The organism is Nonomuraea guangzhouensis, assembly GCF_019396345.1.
GTDB classification, from domain to species: domain Bacteria; phylum Actinomycetota; class Actinomycetes; order Streptosporangiales; family Streptosporangiaceae; genus Nonomuraea; species Nonomuraea guangzhouensis.
This window is the reverse complement of sequence record NZ_JAHKRM010000008.1, coordinates 255039-275338: the sequence shown is the minus strand read 5'-3', so window position 1 is coordinate 275338 and position 20300 is coordinate 255039. Positions and strand designations below refer to the sequence as shown.

At 69.7% G+C, this 20300-nt stretch carries 25 protein-coding genes and 1 riboswitch; of the genes, 14 read left to right on the top strand and 11 right to left on the bottom strand.

What is annotated here, in order from left to right; genetic code table 11:
• Positions 1–24 precede the first annotated feature (24 nt).
• The 5 genes from KME78_RS18470 to KME78_RS18450 all read left to right on the top strand — a co-directional run bounded on the left by KME78_RS18470 (position 25) and on the right by KME78_RS18450 (position 2651).
• Positions 25–375 carry a winged helix-turn-helix transcriptional regulator gene (locus tag KME78_RS18470; RefSeq protein ID WP_219530302.1) on the top strand — a complete coding sequence of 117 codons (351 nt, stop codon included), beginning with the start codon at positions 25–27 and terminating at the stop codon, positions 373–375.
• A 150-nt stretch (positions 376–525) separates the two neighbouring features.
• Positions 526–903, top strand: a complete 378-nt coding sequence (locus KME78_RS18465; protein WP_219530301.1) for a roadblock/LC7 domain-containing protein — start codon at positions 526–528, stop codon at positions 901–903.
• Between the two features lie 3 nt (positions 904–906).
• Complete coding sequence (locus KME78_RS18460) at positions 907–1848, top strand: hypothetical protein (RefSeq protein ID WP_219530300.1); 942 nt, start codon at positions 907–909, stop codon at positions 1846–1848.
• A 29-nt stretch (positions 1849–1877) separates the two neighbouring features.
• The gene (locus KME78_RS18455; protein ID WP_219530299.1) at positions 1878–2261 is read left to right on the top strand and encodes a roadblock/LC7 domain-containing protein; all 384 of its coding nucleotides are present in this window, start codon (positions 1878–1880) and stop codon (positions 2259–2261) included.
• A gap of 18 nt (positions 2262–2279) precedes the next feature.
• Positions 2280–2651, top strand: a complete 372-nt coding sequence (locus KME78_RS18450) for a hypothetical protein (protein WP_219530298.1) — start codon at positions 2280–2282, stop codon at positions 2649–2651.
• Between the two features lie 57 nt (positions 2652–2708).
• Here the strand turns inward: KME78_RS18450 and KME78_RS18445 are convergent, their stop codons facing one another.
• The 4 genes from KME78_RS18445 to KME78_RS18430 all read right to left on the bottom strand — a co-directional run bounded on the left by KME78_RS18445 (position 2709) and on the right by KME78_RS18430 (position 6549).
• The gene (locus tag KME78_RS18445; RefSeq protein WP_308127011.1) at positions 2709–3554 is read right to left on the bottom strand and encodes an alpha/beta fold hydrolase; all 846 of its coding nucleotides are present in this window, start codon (positions 3552–3554) and stop codon (positions 2709–2711) included.
• Between the two features lie 58 nt (positions 3555–3612).
• The gene (locus KME78_RS67185) at positions 3613–4356 is read right to left on the bottom strand and encodes a hypothetical protein (RefSeq protein WP_308127010.1); all 744 of its coding nucleotides are present in this window, start codon (positions 4354–4356) and stop codon (positions 3613–3615) included.
• A 190-nt stretch (positions 4357–4546) separates the two neighbouring features.
• Positions 4547–4687: riboswitch (cyclic di-AMP (ydaO/yuaA leader) on the bottom strand.
• 165 nt (positions 4688–4852) lie between these two features.
• On the bottom strand, positions 4853–5053 hold the full coding sequence (locus KME78_RS18435) for a DUF5302 domain-containing protein (protein WP_214637144.1): 201 nt from the start codon (positions 5051–5053) through the stop codon (positions 4853–4855).
• Between the two features lie 47 nt (positions 5054–5100).
• On the bottom strand, positions 5101–6549 hold the full coding sequence (locus KME78_RS18430; RefSeq protein ID WP_308127009.1) for an MDR family MFS transporter: 1449 nt from the start codon (positions 6547–6549) through the stop codon (positions 5101–5103).
• A 56-nt stretch (positions 6550–6605) separates the two neighbouring features.
• Between KME78_RS18430 and KME78_RS18425 the strand changes: the two genes are divergently transcribed.
• Positions 6606–7172, top strand: coding sequence for a PadR family transcriptional regulator (locus KME78_RS18425; RefSeq protein ID WP_219530296.1), 567 nt, complete (start codon positions 6606–6608; stop codon positions 7170–7172).
• A 39-nt stretch (positions 7173–7211) separates the two neighbouring features.
• Here the strand turns inward: KME78_RS18425 and KME78_RS18420 are convergent, their stop codons facing one another.
• The 3 genes from KME78_RS18420 to KME78_RS18410 form a co-directional block, all read right to left on the bottom strand.
• Entirely contained in the window at positions 7212–8069 is an 858-nt protein-coding gene (locus KME78_RS18420; RefSeq protein ID WP_219530295.1) for an aldo/keto reductase, read from the bottom strand.
• Positions 8070–8116: 47 nt separating this feature from the next.
• Positions 8117–8773 (bottom strand): CDGSH iron-sulfur domain-containing protein, encoded by a 657-nt coding sequence (locus KME78_RS18415; protein ID WP_246651303.1) that lies wholly within the window; start codon positions 8771–8773, stop codon positions 8117–8119.
• Between the two features lie 78 nt (positions 8774–8851).
• Positions 8852–9280, bottom strand: a complete 429-nt coding sequence (locus KME78_RS18410; protein ID WP_219530294.1) for a MarR family winged helix-turn-helix transcriptional regulator — start codon at positions 9278–9280, stop codon at positions 8852–8854.
• A 67-nt stretch (positions 9281–9347) separates the two neighbouring features.
• Between KME78_RS18410 and KME78_RS18405 the strand changes: the two genes are divergently transcribed.
• On the top strand, positions 9348–10160 hold the full coding sequence (locus tag KME78_RS18405) for an SDR family NAD(P)-dependent oxidoreductase (protein ID WP_219530293.1): 813 nt from the start codon (positions 9348–9350) through the stop codon (positions 10158–10160).
• Between the two features lie 2 nt (positions 10161–10162).
• Entirely contained in the window at positions 10163–10549 is a 387-nt protein-coding gene (locus tag KME78_RS18400) for a nuclear transport factor 2 family protein (protein WP_219530292.1), read from the top strand.
• On the opposite strand, the gene KME78_RS18395 is transcribed toward KME78_RS18400, so the two are convergent.
• From KME78_RS18395 to KME78_RS18380, 4 genes are all read right to left on the bottom strand, one after another.
• Complete coding sequence (locus KME78_RS18395) at positions 10513–10872, bottom strand: YbaB/EbfC family nucleoid-associated protein (protein WP_219530291.1); 360 nt, start codon at positions 10870–10872, stop codon at positions 10513–10515. The two genes, KME78_RS18400 and KME78_RS18395, sit on opposite strands and share 37 nt — an antisense overlap.
• A gap of 9 nt (positions 10873–10881) precedes the next feature.
• Positions 10882–11760, bottom strand: coding sequence for a WXG100-like domain-containing protein (locus tag KME78_RS18390; RefSeq protein WP_219530290.1), 879 nt, complete (start codon positions 11758–11760; stop codon positions 10882–10884).
• Positions 11760–12506: a hypothetical protein gene (locus KME78_RS18385; protein WP_219530289.1), complete on the bottom strand. Its 747-nt coding sequence runs from the start codon at positions 12504–12506 to the stop codon at positions 11760–11762. Before KME78_RS18385 ends, KME78_RS18390 begins: the two co-directional genes overlap by 1 nt.
• A 63-nt stretch (positions 12507–12569) precedes the next feature.
• On the bottom strand, positions 12570–15458 hold the full coding sequence (locus KME78_RS18380; RefSeq protein ID WP_219530288.1) for a hybrid sensor histidine kinase/response regulator: 2889 nt from the start codon (positions 15456–15458) through the stop codon (positions 12570–12572).
• Positions 15459–15611: 153 nt separating this feature from the next.
• Between KME78_RS18380 and KME78_RS18375 the strand changes: the two genes are divergently transcribed.
• The 6 genes from KME78_RS18375 (at position 15612) to KME78_RS18350 (ending at position 20289) form a co-directional block, all read left to right on the top strand.
• On the top strand, positions 15612–16298 hold the full coding sequence (locus KME78_RS18375; RefSeq protein ID WP_219530287.1) for a response regulator: 687 nt from the start codon (positions 15612–15614) through the stop codon (positions 16296–16298).
• Positions 16295–17131 carry a glutamate ABC transporter substrate-binding protein gene (locus KME78_RS18370; RefSeq protein ID WP_308127008.1) on the top strand — a complete coding sequence of 279 codons (837 nt, stop codon included), beginning with the start codon at positions 16295–16297 and terminating at the stop codon, positions 17129–17131. Before KME78_RS18375 ends, KME78_RS18370 begins: the two co-directional genes overlap by 4 nt.
• A 96-nt stretch (positions 17132–17227) precedes the next feature.
• Positions 17228–17971, top strand: a complete 744-nt coding sequence (locus KME78_RS18365) for an amino acid ABC transporter ATP-binding protein (protein ID WP_308127007.1) — start codon at positions 17228–17230, stop codon at positions 17969–17971.
• Between the two features lie 19 nt (positions 17972–17990).
• Positions 17991–18821 (top strand): glutamate ABC transporter substrate-binding protein, encoded by an 831-nt coding sequence (locus tag KME78_RS18360; protein ID WP_219530286.1) that lies wholly within the window; start codon positions 17991–17993, stop codon positions 18819–18821.
• Between the two features lie 2 nt (positions 18822–18823).
• On the top strand, positions 18824–19492 hold the full coding sequence (locus KME78_RS18355) for an amino acid ABC transporter permease (protein WP_219530285.1): 669 nt from the start codon (positions 18824–18826) through the stop codon (positions 19490–19492).
• Entirely contained in the window at positions 19489–20289 is an 801-nt protein-coding gene (locus tag KME78_RS18350) for an amino acid ABC transporter permease (RefSeq protein WP_219530284.1), read from the top strand. The genes KME78_RS18355 and KME78_RS18350 overlap by 4 nt, the downstream gene beginning before the upstream one ends.
• The last annotated feature ends 11 nt before the right edge of the window (positions 20290–20300 follow it).

Below are 20300 nucleotides of genomic sequence, written 5' to 3'. Positions count from 1 at the left end.
ACTTCATCGTGCTATAAGTACCTAATGGATACTGGCGATGTCTTCGATGCGAATTGCCCGACACGGATCGTGCTGGACCGGATCGGCGATAAGTGGTCCGTATTGGTGCTGCTCAGTCTCGCCAAGGGCCCGATGCGCTTCACCGGGCTCCGCGGCCGCATCGGCGGCGTCACGCCCAAGGTGCTGACGCAGACCCTGCGGAGCATGGAGCAGGACGGGCTGCTGACCCGCGAGGTGTTCGCCGAGGTGCCGCCGCGGGTGGAGTACACGCTCACGGACCTGGGCCGCTCACTGCACGAGCCGATCTCCATAGTGGCCGCCTGGGCCGAGGATAATGTGAACGAAATTCTTAAATGTCGCGAGCAATACGCGTGAATTCAGGAAATCTCCGTCGCGGTTAGGTTTTTTTCCACCCTGGCCGTAGACATCTTCAACTTCATACATATCTCGCTTTATGCGATCACCCCGCTGCCATCCATCGCTCCTACGCTGTCTCAGTCCTCACGACGGCGTGGGAGGGTGCACGTGCTGGGACTGGACGACTGCCTGACCGAGGTCATGGCGATACCAGGGGCATTGGACGCGATGCTCCTCGACCAGACGAGCGGCATGGCCGTGGCCATCAGCGGGCCGCCGCAGGGTGTGGACGCCGAGCGCTCCGCCGCCGCCCTGACCGAGACGCTGCGCGCGACGATGGACGGCCTGGCCCGTTCCTGCCCCGGCGAAACGGTCCGCATTGACGACATGTTAGTCACGACGGACAAAGGCCATCATTTACTCAGGATGCTGGAAACGGTATTCGAGGGGCCGCTCATCATTTACCTGCGCCTCGACTTGGAACGGTCGAACCTCGCCCTGGCGCGCTACCGCCTGCAAGCCATCTCCAGCCAGTTTCTGACCTGAGCCATGGCACCGCTGGACACGCTCCTCGCCGGTCTCGCCCGTGAACGTTCCACGGGCGCCCTTCGCGTGGGCCGGGCCGGGACGATCTTCCTCAGCGAGGGCCGCGTCACGTACATGGAGTGCGCCCACACGCCCGGCGTCGAGCGCGTGCTGGCGGCGCGGGGACGGCTGCCGGAGACCGCGCTGCGCCGGTTGCAGGCCGACGGGGGCTGCGCCCGGCTGCTGGAAGAAGGGCCCGTCACGCTGGGCGAGCTGCAGTACTGCGTGCTCGCGGCGGTCCTGGACGCCGCGTTCTTCCTGCTGCCGGCCGGGGGGAACCGGCCGAAGTTCCGGCCCGGTGAGCAGCACTGGCTGGGCGGGCAGTGGTACTTCGACGTGGCGGGGCTGATGCGCGAGTGCGCGCGCCGCCGGGCTTATCTCGCGCAGATCTGGCCGTCCGCCCAGCTGGACACGGCTCCGGTACGACCGCTGCCGCGGCTGCCGGGGAACGGGGTGACGCTGGACTCGGTCCAGTGGGAGGTCGTCACCGGGGCCGATGCCGAGGCGACACCGCTTGACCTGGCCAAACGGCTCGGCAGGTCGGGCTATTCGGTGCTGCTGGCCGTACGGAGGATGGCCGCTGCCGGGCTGCTGGCACCACCCCAAGAGCCCGCCAAAGACGGCCCGTACAAGGGCGCGACCACCGCGCGGGCCACCAAGGAAGGCACGGCACGGCACGCGGCAGGCGCCCCGGACGACGCGACAGGAGCCCCCGAAGACGGCGCGGCGCAGGCCGTCGGGGACCGGCAGGGGGCGCTGCCGCGGCGGGTGCGTGGCGCGGCGGATCAGCGGCCGCCACACGATTCCCATGGCCGGGGGCTGCCGCTCGGCCCGCCGGTCTCGGCGGACCCCACGGACCTGGCCCTGCTGATGCGCCTGAAGAAGGCATTGGAGGAGCTGACATGAGGTTCCTCCGCCCGCAAAGGAGGCCACCGGTGAAGCTGTGTGAAGAGGTGCTGAGGGAGATGGTTCTCCTGCGCGAGCGCACCCCGGACATCAGCGGGAGCGTCGCCTGCACGGTCGACGGCATGACCATCGCCTGCGACAACGGCGGCAAGGTCAACGGCAGCAGCGAGCAGACCGCCGCGCTGTCGGCGGCGCTGCTCGCGCTGAGCAGGCGAATGACGATCATGACGTGCCAGGGCGTACTGGAGGAGACGCTCATCTCCGGCACCGCCGGCTTCGCCGCCTTCTACGCGGCGGGCCCCACCATCGTCCTCACAGTCCTGGCTGAGCCCGGCACCAATCTCGGGCTGCTCCGGCTGGAGGGCCGCAAGACGGCGGCCAGCGTGGCCGCCATCGCAGCACGGATTCACTGACCTTGAACGGAGGAAGGCATGGCCAGCATGGACGTCTCTCTCAAGGAGATGATGACGATCGACGGCTCGATCGGAGCGGCGATCGTCGACCACGGCAGCGGCATGGCGCTGGGCGCGCTCGGCGGATCGAAGGACCTGGATCTCCAGGTCGCCGCGGCGGGTAACACGGAGGTGGTCAAGGCCAAGCTGCGCACGATGGACTCGCTGGGGCTCAAGGAATCCATCGAGGACATCCTGATCACGCTCAGCGGCCAGTACCACATCATCCGGCCGATCACCGGCCGCGGCGGCAAGGGGCTGTTCCTCTATCTCGCCCTGGACCGGGGACGGGCCAACCTGGCGATGGCCAGGCACCAGCTACGCGGCATCGAGGAGAAGCTGGAGGTCTGACAGACCCGGTGGCTCGCGTACGGGCGCGGCGAACGCGAGCCACCGTCCTCCAGTACGTCAGCCGGTGGTGAGCTTGGTGATGGCGTCGATGATCTCCGGCCAGAGCGGTTTGGGCAGGTCGTGGCCCATGCCGGGGAAGGTCATAAGCCTGGAGCCCGGGATCGCCGCCGCCGTGGCCAGGCCGCCGGCGACCGGGACGAGCTGGTCGGCCTCGCCGTGGATGACCAAGGTGGGCACGCCCACGGTGCCGAGCTGTTCCGTGCGGTCACCGGAGGCCAGGATCGCGGCCAGTTGCCGGGTCGTGCCCGGCGGGTCGAAGCTCCGGTCGTACGCCTGGCCGGACATCCGGACGATGCGGTCCTGGTCCAGGTCGAAGCCGGGCGAGCCGATCACCGACCAGGTCTTCAGTGCCTGGGCCTGGACGCCCGCGCGATCGGGCGCGGGTGGTGCGAGCAGCACCGCGCTGGCCTCCGGCGTGGGCGGGGCCACGTCCGGGCCGGGGGTCGACATGATCGAGGTGAGGGTCAGCACGCGTTCGGGGTGCCGGATGGCGAGCGTCTGGGCGATCATCCCGCCCATCGAGGCGCCCACCACATGGGCGGCGGTCCAGCCGAGGGCGTCCATCAGCCCGGCGGCGTCGTCGGCCATGTCGTCCAGCAAATACGAAGAGGACGTCCCCAATGCGGGAACGCCCTCGTCGTGCAGGTGCGTGGAGAGTCCGGCGTCACGGTTGTCGAACCTGACGACGCGATGGCCCTGCTCCGCCAGGAGCTCGCAGAGCTCGTCGTCCCAGTGGATGAGCTGGGCGCCGAGCCCCATGATGAGGAGCAGGGGACGTCCGTCGGACGAGCCGAAGGTCTCGTAGGCGATCTGGATGCCGTTGGCGACTGCATGCTTGGTCACGGGATCAGAATGACATTCTGTTTCCCGCGAAGCAAAGACCGACAGACCGTCAGACCGTTCAGCGCTTGAGGAGCTTGCGACCGACCGTCACGCCGCCACCGATGATGGCCAGCCCGGCCCCCACCACGGCGCCGTTGAGAGCGTCGCTCGACTCGGCGACCTTCTTGTCGGCCACCGACACCGCGGCCGCCGGCACGTTGGCGCCCGGTGCCGGCTTGGGGGCAGCCGGAGCCGGCTTGGGGGCCGTCTCCTGAGCCGTGACGACCTGCGGGGGCTTGGCGGGGTTGTGGTCCACGCGGGCGTAGGCACCGGTCGAGAAGGCGACCGGGTAGTTCTTCTTGCCCGGGCCGTTGCCCCACTTGGTAATGATGTAGTCGACCTTGATGTGGCCCTGGCCGCCGTTGCCGTCCACACCCAGCGTGCTGGAGTTGAAGCGGCCGCCGGTCAGGTCGGCGAAAGTCTTGGCGTCGAGGTCGAGCATGACGCCGCTGGAGGACGGCGCGCCCGGGCCGCGGTCACCGACGAAGAAGGGCATCTTCTTGCCCTTGTAGACAACGTAGCCCTCTGTCATGAGCGGCCAGCTCGGGCTGGCGGCGAGACGCTTCTGCATGGGCTTGCCGCTGGCCGGCAGCCCGGTGTCCCCGGCGCGACCGGAGGAGTCGTCCCAGAAGTAGGACGCCGTGGTCGAACCCTTGAGCAGGACCTTCTTGTCAGTGCCGGAGTCGGCGTGTGCGGCGGTGGCGGCTCCGATGGACAGAGCGCCGACGAGGGCAGCAGTGAGCATGGCAGAGCGAACAGACATGAAGCAGCAAAGTCCTTTACTGGGGAACAGGGGGAGAGAGCGCTCGCTGAAGAAAGGGCGTAGCCGGGCGGAAGGCCTAACGGTCGCTACGCGGAGCGCGAGAAGTGCTGGGGGGGAAGGTGCCGGTCAGTCGTGGGCGGACGACAACACGCGGACGGGCGGCACGGCAGGAAGGTAACGCATACGGTAGGTGTCCTCTCCATCTCGCCTACCGGGTTAGCTGACGGGTTCGGGCGTGGAGATGCCCTACCGACCGACGGTGGTCGGATTCACCCCTAAGGAACGGTGGTTCCCCGGTTCTCGCCTGAGCGGGATTCGGCGCCTGCCGGTCGGCACCTCTCTGCTGAAGCGCCTGGTCACCGGCTGGTAACTGTCATGGACTATATGGAGATAATCGGACAAAGGCAAACATAAGCCCATGAATCGGGCGAAGATCTACCTGGCAGGTCAAGAAAAAAGAGGGGTACGGCATGCCGTACCCCCCGAAAAGCCCTTGTCAGCCGCCGCTCTTCCGCCTGAAAGAACGCTTACTGGCGGCGGGCCCGTGAGCGCCGTGAATCTTGGAAGGGTCGTTGCCCCTGCCACCCGCGCTCGAGTCGGCGTGCTGTCCGCGCTTGCGCTCCAGCGCCTCGCGGAACTTGCGCTTCATCTCGTCCTCGGGAGTTTCGTCGACTTCCGGCTCCGGTGTTTCCGCCATGAGGACCTCCTGGTGTTGGGGACAAGGACAGCTTCGCATGACGGCGCTCAGGACGCGAAACCAGCCTCTACCTTGGGCTGTGGAGCTTCCCGGTCAAGACGCGCGCCGGGCATGGCGATCAGGGCGACCAGCGCCACGAGGGCACCCGCGACACCCAGCGAGGGAATGACCAGGGCCGCGGCCGAAGCGTGCGCGGCGGCCAGCCCGTGCAGCGGCGCCTCGGTGGTGATCTCGGAGGTGTACGCGGTGCCGGCGAGCGCCAGCGCGACCGAGCCGCCGATCTGCCGGAAGAAGGTCAGGTTGGCCGAGGCCGTGCCGATGTACTGGGGCGCCACCGAGGACTGCACGGCCACGGTCAGGCCGGAGAGCATCGGGCCCATGCCGAGGCCGATCAGCGCCATCCACCCGACGAGCACCCAGGGCGGCGTGTCCAGCGTCAGTCCTGAGCACAGCAGCGCGCCCACGGCCAGCAGGAACGGCGCCGCCACCAGCCACGGCTTGTAGACGCGGGTGCGGCTCATCAGCGCGCCCATGAGCACGCTGCCCACCACCATGGCCAGGGTCAGCGGGTAGATCCGCAGCCCCGACTCGGTCGCGGTGGCGCCGAGCGCGTCCTGGAAGTAACGCGGCAGGAACACCACGCCGGCGAACATGCAGAAGGCGGTGAAGAACGACGTCACGTTGACCAGCGTGTACGTACGGTTGCGGAACAGGTGCAACGGCATGATGGGCGCCTCGGCCCGCCTCTCCACCACCACGAACACCGCCAGCAACGCCACAGCCAGCACGATCGGCCCGACCACCGGCACGCTGGTCCAGGTGTGGCCGTCGAGCCCCTTCTCGGTCAGGCCGATGAGCAGCGCGCTGATGGCCACCGTGAACACCCCGATGCCCAGGTAGTCCGGCCGCCCACCACCATGCCCCGCCTGTCGCGGCAGGCGCAGCACGATGATCCCGATCAGCAGCAGGCCGATCGGCACGTTCACGTAGAAGGCCCAGCGCCAGCTCGCGTGGTCGGTGAAGAGTCCGCCCAGGAACGGCCCGGCCAGGTAGCTGAGCGCCATCACCCCGCCCATCGCCCCCTGCACCCGGGCCCCGCCCTTGTCCGGCGGGAACAGCTCGATCACCAGGGCGATCGACAGCGGCAGCAGCGCACCCGCGCCCAGACCCTGCAGCGCGCGGAACAGGATGAGCTGGGTCATGTCCTGGGCCACCCCGCACAGCGCGGACCCCACGAGGAACACGGACATGCCGGTGAGCAGCAGCGGCTTCCTGCCGTGCTGGTCGGACAGCCTTCCATAGAGGGGCACGGTCACGGTCGAGGTCAGCAGATACGCCGTCACCACCCAGGTGTAGAGATCAACGCCGCCCAGCTCCGCGGTGATCCGGGGCAGGGCCGTGCCGACGATGGTCTGGTCGAGCATCGCCAGGAACATGCCGCCGAGCACGGCGACCAACAGGAGGCCATCGCCTCCGCGCTTCGTGTCATTATTCACGTGTGGAGATTGACATGTAAGATCTGACATGTCAAGACTTTGATATGCTCAGGTACATGTCCCTACGGATCGCGCTGCTCGGGCTCCTCGACGCCACGGGGCCGGCCAGCGGTTACGACCTGGCGAAATCATTCGAGCGGTCGCTCAATCACGTCTGGCAGGCCGGGCACACGCAGATCTACCCGGAGTTGGTGAAGATGGCCGCCGACGGGCTGGTGGCGGTCGAGTCGGAGGGGGCACGTGGGCGGAAGCTCTACGCGATCACGCCTGAGGGCGCGAGCCAGCTCCGCTCCTGGCTGGTCGAGCGTGAGCCGAGCTCCGCGACGCGCAGCGAGGTGGCGCTTCAGGCGTTCCTGCTCCCGCTGCTCGACCGGGAGTCGGCGATCGCGGTGGTCGAGCGGATCAGGGCGCGGTTCGCGGAGCGGCTGGCCGTGCTGGAGTGCAAGCCCAAGGACACCCCGGGTTTCGGCAGGTACGCGCTCCGCCTGGGCCTCACCCAGGGCCATGCGGGGCTCGCCTGGGCCGACGAGACCCTGGCCGAGCTACGCGGCCTGGAGCCGGCCCCAGCCGAGCTAAGCGGGCCGGCCTCAGCCGCGGTTGACGACGCCGTCGGACGCGACTGACAGCCGCGCCGGGGCGCGTCCGACGGCTGTCAGCGGTCGTCAGGCGAGAAGGGCCAGCTCATCGGCGGTGAGGACGATGTCGGCCGCGGCGGCCGAGTCCACGATGGTCTCCGGCCTGCTGGCGCCGGGGATGGGGATCACCACCGGGCTGCGCGCCAGCTCCCAGGCGAGGCAGACCTGCTGCGGCGACACGCCGCGCTCCGCCGCCACCCTGGCGAACGCCGCGTGCTGCCCGCCGAGCTCCGACGCCGAGCTGATGCCGCCCAGCGGCGACCACGGCAGGAACGCCACCTCCAGCTCCTCGCACACGTCGATCTCCGGCTCGCTGGAGCGGAACCGCGGCGAGTACTGGTTCTGCACACCGGCCAGCCGCCCGCCGAGGATCTCGTGGGCGAGCCTGATCTGCTCCGGGTTCGCGTTGGAGATGCCCGCCATCACGATCTTCCCGGCGTCGAGCAGGTCGCGCAGGCCGCCGAGCGTCTCCTCGTACGGCACCGCGGGGTCGGGCCGGTGGTGCTGATAGAGCCCGATCGCCTCCACCCCCAGCGCCTTCAAGGAGCGATCACACGCCTCGGCCAGGTAGTCGGGCCGGCCGTTGACCTGCCAGCCGCCGTCCACCGTGCGGGTGTGGCCGCCCTTGGTGGCCACGAGCACCCCGCTGGTGTCACCGCTCCAGCTCGCCAGGGCCTTGGCCACGATCCGCTCGTTGTGGCCCACCTGGTCATGCGACGGCGTGTAGGCGTCGGCCGTGTCGATGAGGGTGACTCCGGCGTCGAGCGCCGCGTGGATGGTCCTGATCGACTGTGCCTCGTCGGGCATGTGCCCGTGTACGGACATGGGCATGGCGCCCAGCCCGATGGCTCCAACATGAGTCTGGCCGATAAGTCGCGTATTCATGCCCCCTATCCTCCCCAGGTGCGGAGACGACGTCGCAGCGGGGGCCACTAGGTGCCGGTGAAACGGATGGTCACGTGCGAGCCATCGCAGAACGGCTTGTTACGCGAACCGCCGCACCTGCAGAGCGTGACCCGGTTGCGTACCTCGTAGTCGCCGCCGTCGGCCGAGGTCACCGTGATCCCCCCGCGTACCCAGATCGGCCCGCCCACGCCCGCCACCGGATCCTCGACGATGCCGATGGACGCCGGCAGCTCGGGCTCGATCGGCGAGCCGGACGCCCAGGCGACGAGCCGTCCCGACGGGCAGCGCGCGGCCTCGCGGGCGACCACGTCGGCCTGTCCGGGGATCTCGACGAGCTTCCATGCCTGCCCGTCGGCATCACAGAACCTGGCGAAAGCACAGAAGGCCGGGGCGTCGGTGAGCGTCAGTTCGGGCCCGGTCTGCTCCTCCGCCTGCCCTTCGTACGGCCGCCGCGACGCGGTCTCCGTGCCGTCGAACCGCACGCGCTGGTGGCTGCCGTCGCAGTAGGGCTTGTTCGCCGAGTGGCCGCACCGGCACAGTTCGTACGACTCTGCGGCCGGATAGTCCTCGCCCTCGCGCCAGTCCATCGACTGGCCCCTGGCGTCGGCGGCGATGGACTGCCTGGCCATGGGCACCGACCCGGTCACCACATAGGGACCGTCGGGCGTCACCTCGATGCGCATACCTCTCCACCTCATACGGGTGGGGGGCCGTGACCATGTTTCCCAGCGGGGATCAGCCGAAACGCCGCGCCCTAGCCCTCAGTCGCGGACGTTCTCCGCCAGCCGGGTCAGGACCTGCTCGAACGCGGCGATCTGCTCCTCACTGAGCCCGGCCCGCAGGCGCGCGTCGAAGGCGATCGCCACCTCGCGCAATCGGTGGAACAGCAGCTCCCCTTCCTCGGTCAGCTCCACCACGTGGACGCGCCGGTTGGCGGGGTCCCGGCGGCGGGTCAGCAGCCCGCCGCTCTCCATCGCGTTGAGGTGGTGGGTCAGCGTCGCCCCCTGGATGCCCACGGCCTCGGCGAGCTCGCGCTGGTTGCCCAGTTGCCGGGACTTGATCGAGATGAGGATCTGCCAGATCGGCGCCGACCCGCCGACGGCGGCGAGCGCGTCGTCGAACGCTCGGCTCGCCGCCCTGGCGGTGTTGGTGAGCCGCAGGCCGATCGGTGCCCGGAAGGGTGACGTCATGCCGCCTACTTTAGCAGTGGCATCTAATCGTTTGACATCTAATGCTTCGATATCTATCGTCAGAGGCATGCAACCAAACTCTTCGCTCAGTGGCAAGGTCGCGGTCGTGGCGGGAGCCAGCCGCGGCATCGGCGCGGTCACGGCTCACGCTCTGGCCCGGGCGGGCGCCGCCGTGGTGCTCGGCGCCCGCGACAAGCAGGCGGTGGAGCAGGTCGCCGCGGACATACGCTTCGACGGCGGGCAGGCGCTCGCCGTACCCCTCGATGTCGGTGACGTGGCGTCGAACGAGCGGTTCGTGCGGCAGGCGCTGGACAGCTTCGGCCGGCTGGACGCGGCCTTCAACAACGCCACCGACGGGCCGATGCCCGCACCGCTGGCCGACATCGATCCGGACGAGTTCGACCGGGGCATCCGGACGAACGTACGCGGCACCTTCCTCGGCATGAAGTACCAGATTCCCGCCATGCTGGCCTCCGGCGGCGGCTCGATCGTCAACATGGCCTCGCTCGCCGGGATCCAGGGCCACTCCGGCCTGTCGGCGTACGTGGCGGGCAAGGCCGGGATCATCGGGCTGACGAAGGTGGCCGCGCTCGACTACGCCGACCAGGGCATCCGCGTCAACGTGGTCGCCCCCGGGCCGATCCTCACCCACCACCTGGAGGCGGCGGGCGCGGAGGCGCAACGGCTGGCGGGGCTGTCGACGCCCATGCGGCGCATCGGCCGGTCCGACGAGGTGGCCGCGGCCGTCGTGTGGCTCTGTTCCGACCAGTCGTCGTTCATCACCGGAGTGACACTGCCCATCGACGGCGGGCAGGCGGCGGGCAGCAAGCCGCAGCGCATGTACCGCCAGGGCGAACCCATGGAGAGGCAGGAGGCCTGATCATGACCATCGACCAGCAGCTCGACGAACTCGGCAGGCAGTGGATGGCGGCGGAGCTCAGCGGCGACGCCGAAGCCCTCGACGCGCTCGCCGCCCCCGGCTTCACGCTCGTGGGGCCGCTCGGCTTCATCCTCGTCAAGGACCAGTGGGTCTCGCGCTTCCGCGAGGGCGCCCTGGTCATGCACGAGATGAGCTGGACGGACGTCACCGTACGGGAATACGGCGACACGGCCGTGGCGATCGGCGTGCTGACGCAGCGGGCCTCATATCAGGGCGCGCCGGCCGACGGGCGGTTCCGCGTCACGCAGATCACGGTCAGGGACGGGGATCGGCGCCGGCTGGCGGGCCTCCACTACAGCCCGATCGCCGCCCCACCAGCACGCCCCTGACCCACGCGACGTCCACCGTCCTCGAAAAGCGTCTGGGTGGCGGCGAAGGTCTGGGCACTCACGTCCTCCTCGGCCTGCCGGGCCGCCTCCATCAGGGCGTCGGACAGCGCCTCGGAGCCCAGCCGCATCGCGCGCGGCGCGATGCGTACGCTCGCCAGTCCCCCGCTCGGCAGGACCTCGACCGTCACCTGCCCGTCCGCCGCCACACCGCGCCCCCTGGCCGTCTCCAGACGGCGCCCCACCTCCTCAAGGTGCGCCGTCTGGGCGGCGAGCTGTGCCAGCGCCCGGTCGATCTCCGGATCGCCGCTCGTGGGTATGGTCATGCCGGCTCCTTATCGGTGGAGGATGAACGCCCGGGGGGCGTGCGCCATGGCGGATCGGAGCGACCCCTGGACGGACATCTCCCCGTTGGCGACCAGGGCGTAGAGGGTGGCCGCCGACGTGGTCCGCCGGAAGAAGTTGCCCATCGGACCGGTGCCGAGCATGGTCTCGGTGAACCTGGTGGCCGGGATGAACTTGCGTACGTCGCGCAGGGCCTTGATGCCGCCGTCATAGGCCAGCTCGGCGACGAAGTGCTTGCCCGCGTACTCCCACAGGTTGCCCATCGGCTGGCCGGTGGCGGCGGAGCTCGCGGCGTGGACGCCGGTCTTCACCGTGGCCCACACGACCGAGTCGGCCACGGCGTCGAGCCCCTCGCGCACGGCGTACGTGCCCACGTTGAACTTGCCCACCTTCGCGGCCAGGACGGTCTTCATCATCTTCTGGAAGATCGTCTTCTCCAGCCTGGCCCGCGCCACGAGCCACTTGAACACCCCCTCGGCCGCGATCCTGGCCCCCGGGTAGAGGTAGCCGAACATCATGGTGAACGCCATGGCGGCGAGCTGGGTACCGATGATCATGAGCTGGTCGCGGTGTTCCTCCACCGCCTCGGCGTAGTCGTCGCAGCCGTCGGCCATCTCGTTCAGCGCCGCCACCATGGCGGCGTAGCGGGGGGCGAGCTGGTCGGGCCACACGTCCGCGAAGCGGTCGACCGACCGGCTGTCGTTCGTCTCGCGTACGGCCGCGACCCCGCTCGCCGTGTGCTGCGCGAGCGTGCCGATCGCCTTGGCGAACTCACGCAGCTCCGTCGCGCGGGCCCGCAGGTTGGACACATCCGCCACCGGAACGTGTACCTGGGCGAAATAGGCGAGCGCCTGGAACGGATCGAACATCAGGCACCTTCCCTGGCCGGTGGGGTCACGGGGATCGGGGCGTCGGGAATATCCAGGACCGCGGGCAGAGTCGCGATGATGTCCTGCTCCAGGTAATGCCAGAGTTTCCGGAAATCGCGGAGGTTGCCGGCTGTCGTGAAGTTCTTGTCGGCTATGGCGTCCATGTGATGGGTCAGGGCGGTGTAGCCGGAGTGGTACCACTCGGCGAAATCGCGGCCCTCGTCGTCGCCGCCGACGAGGCTGGAGGTGTCTGCCAGCTTCCAGGAGTTCAGGCGGCGCTCCACCACGTCGTCGCCCAGCTTGTCGAAGAGGCCGGCCAGCTCGCGAATGGACACCCAGTCGATCTGCACCCGGTCCGATGCGCCCGGGCGGGTCGGGGGCGGAGCAGGGGTGTACGTCGGGGAGGGTCTCGGCGTGGGGATCGGCGTGTAGGGAGGGGCGCTTGACGTCGGGCTCGACGGCGTGGGGGTGCCCGGCGGAACGGGCGTGGAGGTGTCCGACGGAGTCGGCGTAGGAGTAGGAGTCGGGGTCGGGGTCGGCGTGTCCGACGGGGTCGGGGTCGGGGTGTCCGACGGGGTCGGGGTCGGCGTGTCCGACGGGGTCGGGGTCGGCGTGTCCGACGGGGTCGGGGTCGGCGTGTCCGACGGGGTCGGGGTCGGCGTGTCCGTCGGAGTGGGTGTTGGCGTGTCCGACGCGGTGGGGCTGGGAGTGCCCGTGGGACTGGGCTCCTCGGTTGGATCCGCCATGACGCTCCCCCATTACAAACACGTTAATTTACGGACATAAGCACCTTAGTGATGTAAAATTACTCACACGTTAATAAATCCGTCGCCGTGGTTAATTTGTGCGCGCAATAAACCGCCCAGCCGGTCCACCCATTCCCGTTCGGCGACGCCACGTACGGCCGATGCCTCGACCCGCTCACACACCTCGGCCGCGTCGGTGAGCCCGACGGTCGCGCAGCTGCCCCTCAGCCGGTGCGCGAGCGAGGCGACCCGGGTCAGTTCTTCCCCGTGTACGGCCTGGAGGAGCTCGTCATAGACGCCCATGGCCGTCGAGCGGAACGCTTCGGCGATCGCCGTGATCTCCGCCCGCGACAGTCCCGCCAGCTCGGGCGCGACGGCCCACAGCGGTATCTGGGTCAGGACGTACTGCCAGTCCACGGGCTTGGCGAGGTGGTCGTCCATGCCCGCCTCCAGGCATCGGAGCCGGTCGTCCGGCATCGCCGCCGCGGTCATCGCGATGATCGGCGTACGCGGCTCCTCGCGCCGCCTGATCTCGGCGGTCGCGGCCAGGCCGTCGAGCACCGGCAGCTGGCAGTCCATGAAGACCAGGTCGTACCCGCCCGAGAGCACCGCCGCCACGGCCTGCCTCCCGTCGGCGACGGAGTCGACATGGTGGCCCGCCTTCCGCAGAACGAGCACGGCCACTTGACAGCTCACCTCGTCGTCCTCGGCCACCAGGATCCGGACCGGCGCCACCCCGGCGACCGGCGCACCCGGTGACTCGGCCGGCACGGGGGCCAGCGCCGAGCCCGGTGCGGGAGTCAGTGCGTTCTCCACGGCGGCGAGCAAGCGGCGGCGGCTGAGCGGCCGGGTCATCGACTGCACGGTCCGCTCGGCCACCGAGATCGGCCAGGCGCGCCCCGGCCGCCCCGGCGTGACGAGCACGACGACGCTGACGTCACGAAGCAGCGGATCGGCCAGCAGCCCGTCAGCCGGCACTCCGTCGGCCAACGCCCCGTCGGCCGGCGCGCGATCGGCGTTCGTGGCGCACAGGTCGAGGTCGATCACCGCCAGGTCGAACGGCCGGCCCGCCTCGGCGGCGGCCCGCAGGGCGGTCAGCGCGGCCGGGCCGTCGGATGCCGTCTCCACCACCAGCCCGGAGTCGGACAGGATGCGGCCCGCCAGGGCGAGGTCCTCGGGTCGGGCGTCGGCGACGAGCACCCGCCGTCCGCGTAGTGCCGGCGCGGCCGGGGCCGACCAGGTCAGTACGTCCACCGGCAGCGTGACCCAGAACCGGCTGCCCACCCCCTCGACGCTGTCCAGCCCGATCTCGCCGCCCATCAGCTCCGTGAGCTGCCGGCTGATGGCCAGGCCGAGACCGCTGCCGCCGGTCCGCCGGGTGATCGGGGAGTCGACCTGGCGGAAGACGCCGAAGACCCGCTCCAGATCGCCCGGCCCGACGCCCACACCGGTGTCGGTCACCGTGAACCGCAGCGTGACCCGGTCGTCGCCGGGACCGCCTTCGTCGAGGGTCACCTCCAGGTCGACGCCGCCCTGGACGGTGAACTTCAGCGCGTTGCCGACGACGTTCGTGAGCACCTGCCCGAGCCGTACCGGATCGCCGGTCACCTGTTGGGGCAGGCTGTCGCCGAGCCGCGAGGTGAGCCAGAGTCCCTGCTGGTAGGCGTGCGGCGCGAACGGGGCCACCACCTCGTCGCAGAGCCGCGGCAGGTCGAACGGCACCGACTCCACCTGCAGATGCCCCGCCTCGATCTTCGACAGGTCGAGGAAGTCGTCGAGCAGCCGGAGCAGGCTCCGCGCGGACTCCTGGGCGGTGCTCGCGTAGTGGCGCTGCTCGCCGTCGAGCCCGGTCTCCAGCAGCAGGGAGTTCATGCCGAGCACGCCGTTGATCGGGGTGCGGATCTCGTGGCTGATCTTGGCGAGGAACTCGGACTTGGCGCCGGACGCGCTCACCGCCTCGTCCCGGGCGGCGGCCAGCTCGGCCGCGTACCGGGCGAGTGTCCGCTGCGCCCGGCGCCGGCCGCGCGTGGCGTGGATCTGCAGGCCGAGTCCGATGAGGATCAGCAGCGCCAGGACGGCGGCGATCGACAGCACCCGTACCCGGAGCTGATCGGCCGAGGCGAGCGCGGCGTCGGCGGGCACCTCGGCGGTGACCGTCCAGCCGAGGTCGGGGATGGGCTCCGACGCCGACAGCACCTTGCCGTCGGGGCCCTGGTGGGTGGTGAAGAGGGTACGGCCGGCCAGCGCCGCGTCCACCCTGGGGTCCTCGCGCAGGGAGGTGAGGGCGTAGAGCTTCCTGCCGGGGTCGGCGACGAGGACGCCCGACTGGTCGGTGATCAGCAGCCGGATCCCTTGCGCCTCGGCGGCCTGCGAGGCGAAGTCCTGGATGGCGTCCAGGCTGTAGACGACGGCCAGGACACCCAGCACGCTCTTGCCGTCGGCGCTCGGGATCGCCGCGGCCGCCGCGACGGCCCTGGACACGCCGCGCATCGTGGGCGTGTACGCCTGGGAGACGTACGGCTGCAAGCGGTCGCGGACGGAGACGTACCAGTCGGTACTGCTCACGTCCTGGGGCAGTACGCTCGTCGGCTCGGCGCCGGCGATGTCGCCGCGCGGCCCGATCACGATCACGCCGCCGACTCCGGCGCGCATCCTGGCCAGCTCCTCGCGGAACCCGATCATGGTGTCGCGGCCGGCCGGCTTCCCGGAGGTCACCGCGGCGCGTACCGCGGGCTGCTGGGCGAACGCGCTGACGAGCTGCTTGAGCGAGCCCAGCTGCTGCTCCACCACGACCCGGCTGACCGAGGCGGTGGTCCGCACCCGGTCGCCGACCTCGTCGCCGACGGCGTCCGCCGACAGCGTGATGCTGGACGACGTCAGCAGCGCCAGCGGGAGCAGGCCGAGCAGGATCCACAGTGCCGTCACCGCCAGGAGCCATCCACGGTCTCTCACTGGCGTCACCTCCCCCTGCGGTTCGCGTACACAGTAGGAGGCGAGAGCTTGGCACGAAGCCCCGCGCTGAGCAAAAGGAGCAGAATGCGATTTGTTGTAACACAACGTCCCTAAGATGCCCGCGTCGATCACAGTCGAGCTAGGAGTGTGGCGATGCCTGGAGCGGCGGACATCACCGTTCTCATCGTGGACGACGACCCGGTCGTGACCGCCGCGCTGCACGCCCAGGTGAACCGCGTCTCCGGCTTCAAGGTGGTGGGAATCGCGCACACCGGACAGGTGGCGCTCGCCGCCGCCCATCGGTTCGCGCCGCGGCTGGTGCTGCTCGACCTCCACCTGCCCGACCTGCCCGGGCTCGAGGTCGCGCACCGGCTGCGGCGCCCGGACCAGCCGCCCACCGACGTGATCGTGATCTCCGGCCACAAGGAGTCGGCCGCGGTGCGCGCGGCCATGCAGCGCGGCGCCCTGTACTACCTGGTCAAGCCGACCAGGGCGGGGATTCTGGAGCAGACGCTGCTGCGGTACGCGGCGACGGTCGAGCAGCTCGGCTCGACCGGCAGGTTCGTCGAGCAGCAGGAGATCGACCGGATCTTCCGCTCGCTGCATCTGGACGCCTCTCCCCGGGCCAAGAGCATCTCGGCGGCGACCGAGCAGGCGGTGCTCGACGGGCTGGCGGCGGTCGAGGACGATCTGTCGGCGTACGAGCTGGCCGAGGCCATCGGGATCAGCCGGGCGACCGCCCGCCGCTATCTGGAGCACCTGGTCGAGCGGGGGCAGGTCGAGGCCCGGCTGAGATACGGGCCGACGGGCCGCCCGCAGCACCGGTACTGGGTGCGGTGAAGCCGGTCCGGGCGCTGCTCGCCGTACTCGCCTGCCTGGCGCTGGCGGCCTGCGGCTCCTCCGGGGAGCCCGCGTTCCCCGAGGGCTCCACGATGGCCCGCGTCCAGCGGAGCGGCATGCTCACCGTAGGGATCAAGTTCGACTATCCGCTGTTCGGGTTCAAGGATCCGGACAGCGGGCGGATCACCGGGTTCGACGCGGAGATGGCCCGGCTGGTCGCCAAGGACCTGACCGGCAGCGAGCGCAACGTCCGGTTCGTCGAGACCCTGCCGGTGCAGCGCGAGGACTTCCTGCGGCAGGGGGTGGTGGACATCGTGGTCGCGACGTACTCCATCACGCCGGCCAGGAGACGGATCGTCGGCTTCACCGCCCCCTATTACTACGCCGGGCAGGACGTGCTGGTCAGGGCCGGGGACAAGCGCATCGGCGGCGTGGCGGACCTCGACGGGCGGGCGGTGTGCACGACCACCGGCTCCACCTCCCTGGATCGGCTGCGCGAACGCGTGCCCGGCGCCCGGCTGGTGATCGTCGACAACTCCAGCGAATGCGTGCCCGCGCTCACGGCCGGGCGCATCGACGCGATCAGCACCGACGACACGATCCTGCTCGGCCTGGTGAAGCGGCGCCCGGGCGCGCTCCGGCTGGTCGGCAGGCCGTTCGGCCGCGAGCCGTACGGGATGGGCGTCCGCAAGGAGGACGTCGTCTTCCGCGACTATCTCAGCGGGCTGATCGGGCGCTATCTGCGCGACGGGCAGTGGGACCGGGCGTTCAGGGACACCATCGGCCTGTCCGGCGCGACCGCCACGCAGGCCAAGCCGCCGGTCGATCGTTAACCGGCCCGCCGATCACTGAGCAGAACGCGCACAACCCTCTGCGTGACACATGCCGTTCCTACCGTTGCGCCAACGCGGACGGAAGGAGCGTTACCCGTGTCCGAGCAGGGGCTGGTCGTCCTCGACCAGGTCAACAAACGCTTTGGCGATCATCACGTACTCAGGGACGTCGACCTGAGCGTACGGCGGGGCGAGGTCGTGGTGATCATCGGCCCGTCGGGCGCCGGCAAGTCCACCCTGTGCCGCGCCATCAACCGGCTGGAGACCATCGACTCCGGCACCATCCTGATCGACGGCACGCCGCTGCCCGAGGAGGGGCGGCAACTGGCCAGGCTGCGAGCCGAGGTCGGCATGGTGTTCCAGTCGTTCAACCTGTTCGCGCACAAGACGGTTCTGGAGAACGTCGTGCTCGGGCAGGTCCACGTGCTGAAGAAGAGCAGGGCGGACGCCGAGAAGAAGGCGTACGAACTGCTGGAGCGCGTCGGCATCGGCGGTCAGGCGGCGAAGTTCCCCGCGCAGCTGTCGGGTGGCCAGCAGCAGCGCGTCGCGATCGCCCGCGCGCTGGCCATGGAGCCGAAGGTGCTCCTGTTCGACGAACCCACCTCGGCCCTCGACCCGGAGATGGTCAACGAGGTGCTGGAGGTGATGACGGCGCTCGCCCGTGAGGGCATGACCATGGTCGTCGTCACGCATGAGATGGGCTTCGCCCGCCGGGCCGCGGACCGCGTGGTGTTCATGGCCGACGGCGAGATCGTCGAGCAGAACGCCCCCGACGACTTCTTCGGCACCCCGCGCAGTGAGCGCGCCAAGTCGTTCCTCGCCAAGATCCTCACTCACTGAGACTCACTAAGGACGCGTCATGTTTGGAAGATCCCTTTACGCGATGTTCGCCGTCGTCGCCCTCACCGCCACCGCGTGTGGGAGTGGCCAGGCGAGCTACGACTCGGTCGTGGACAAGGCCAAGAACGACAAGAAGCTGGTCATCGGGGTGAAGGCCGACCAGCCGGGGCTCGGCCTGCGGACACCGGACGGCACCTTCACCGGGTTCGACATCGAGATCGCCAAGTACGTGGCCAAGTCGCTGGGCGTCGAGGCCAAGGACATCACGTTCAAGGAGACGGTGTCGGCCAACCGGGAGGCGTTCCTGCAGCAGGGCCAGGTGGACATGGTGGTGGCGACGTACTCCATCAACGACGCGCGCAAGCAGAAGGTCTCCTTCGCCGGGCCGTACTTCGTGGCCGGTCAGGACCTGCTGGTCAGGGCGGACGACGCGACGCTGACCGGGCCCGACGCGCTGAACGGCAAGAAGCTGTGCTCGGTCGCCGGGTCGACGTCGGCGCAGAAGGTCAAGGACGGCTACGCCAAAACGGTGCAGCTGCAGGAGGAGCGGACCTACTCCGCGTGCGTGGACCGGGTGCTCGGCGGACAGCTCGACGCGATCACCACGGACAACGTGATCCTCGCCGGGTACGCCGCGCAGCACACCGGCAAGCTCAAGGTGGTCGGCAAGCCGTTCAGCACGGAGAAGTACGGCATCGGGCTCAAGAAGGACGACTCGGCGGGCCGCAAGGCCGTCAACGAGGCGCTGACCAAGATGTTCGCCGACGGTAGCTGGAAGAAGGCGCTGGAGACCAGCTTCGGCGGCGCCGGCTTCACCGTCCCGGAGGCCCCGAAGCTGGAGCAGTACTGATCATGGACGCGCTGCTCCTGGAGTGGGACACCGTCGTCGCGGCCTTCTGGATGACCGTGCGGCTGACGGCGGTGAGCGCGCTCGGCTCACTGGTGCTCGGCACGCTGCTGACGGCCATGCGCGTCGCGCCGCTGGCGACCCTGCGCCGTACCGCCACCGTCTACGTGGCCGTGGCCCGCAACACCCCGCTGACGCTGGTGCTGCTGTTCACCGGCCTCGGCGTCGGCGCGAACCTGGGCGTGGAGCTCTCGTCCGACATCGCGACCAACAACTTCTGGCTGGCCTGCGTCGGCCTGACCGCCTACACCTCGGCGTTCGTCTGCGAGGCGCTGCGCTCGGGCATCAACACGGTGCCGGTCGGCCAGGCCGAGGCCGCCCGCTCGCTCGGGCTCGGCTTCCTCCAGACGCTGCGGCTGATCACGCTGCCGCAGGCGTTCCGCGCGGTGGTCGCGCCGCTGGGCAGCATCCTGATCGCGCTGACCAAGAACACCACGATCGCGCTCGTGGTGGGCGTGAGCGAGGCGTCGGTGCGGATGCGGGAGATGATCGAGACGTACGGGGACCAGGTGATGCAGATCTTCCTCGGGTTCGCGGCCGGGTTCGTGCTGCTGTGCCTGCCCATGGGCCTGCTGTTCGGCTGGCTGTCGCGGCGGCTGGCGGTGGCCCGGTGAGCTACGCCAACCTCTACGAGCCGCCGGGGCCGCGCGGCGCGCGCCGCAACCGGGTGCTGGCCGGGGTCATCGCGCTGGTGCTGCTGGCGCTGGCCTATGTGATCTATGTACGGTTCGACGCCAAGGAGCAGTGGTCGGCCGCCAAGTGGACACCGTTCCTGCGGCCGGAGGTGTGGACCACCTTCATCCTGCCGGGACTGGCCGGAACGCTGGCCGCGGCGGTGGCGGGTGTCGTGCTGGCGGGCCTGTTCGGGCTCGTCTTCGCGACGGCCCGCCTCTCGGACCACCGGTGGATCCGGTGGCCGGCGGCGGCCGTGGTCGAGTTCTTCCGGGCCGTGCCGCTGCTGCTGCTCATCTTCTTCGCGTTCTTCGGCTCCTACGTGCTCATCGGGGTGAACGTCTCGGCCTTCACGGCCGTGGTGTTCGGGCTGACCTTCTACAACGGGTCGGTGATCGCCGAGATCATCCGGGCCGGGGTGCTGAGCCTGCCCCGCGGCCAGGCGGAGGCGGCCTGCGCGATCGGGCTGCGCAAGGGGCAGGTCATGCGGCTGGTGCTGCTGCCGCAGGCGTTCCGGGCCATGATGCCGGCCGTGATCAGCCAGTTCGTGGTGCTGCTGAAGGACTCGGCGCTCGGGCTGATCGTGGGTTACGACGAGCTGGTGGACCGCGGGCTGAACGGGATCGCGGCCAACTTCTCGAACATCATCCCGGCGGCCATCCTCATCGCAGCCATCTTCATCGGCATCAACCTGTCGCTGGACCGGCTCGCCCACCGGCTCAGCCGGACCAAGCGGTGATCGGCTGAGTG